The sequence below is a fragment of the Streptomyces niveiscabiei genome (assembly GCF_001419795.1).
Classification (GTDB): domain Bacteria; phylum Actinomycetota; class Actinomycetes; order Streptomycetales; family Streptomycetaceae; genus Streptomyces; species Streptomyces niveiscabiei.
This window is the reverse complement of the sequence record NZ_LIRL01000687.1, coordinates 345-773: the sequence shown is the minus strand read 5'-3', so window position 1 is coordinate 773 and position 429 is coordinate 345. Positions and strand designations below refer to the sequence as shown.

The 429-nt window shown below is 79.0% G+C and carries 1 pseudogene; it reads right to left on the bottom strand.

What is annotated here, in order from left to right:
• Positions 1-429: pseudogene (locus tag AOK24_RS49835) on the bottom strand (VWA domain-containing protein); the annotation flags it as partial.

The following is a 429-nucleotide window of genomic DNA, read 5'->3' as shown; positions in this document are numbered from 1 at the left end:
TCGTCCGGGTAGAGCGCGGTGCGCGGCTGGAGGCCGCCCCAGGGGCAGTCGGCGTCGTTGCGGAGCGTGAACTCGGGTACGAGGAGGGCGCTGCGCCGGTCCGGGGAGGCGGCGCACAGCAGGTCGGCGGCCGAGCGGGCCGGGGGCCCCGCGTAGGCGACGCGGTGCTCGCCGGCGCGGGCGTCGGCCGCGTCCCCGTACAGGCCCATGGTCGCGAGGAGGGCGGCGTCCGTGGACTCCGGGTCGGGCCGGCGTACGTCGGTCCCGCCGGTCTCCAGGTCAGCGGCCATCGCGGCGAGCGGCCGGCCGGTGCGCTGTCCCGGGACGGTGCCGGAGGCGGCGAGGACGACCGGGGAGTACGCGAACGGGCCGCCCTCGACGCGGAGTTCGGCGGAGTGCTGGTCGTCCGGGTCCTGTGCGGCGCGGGCG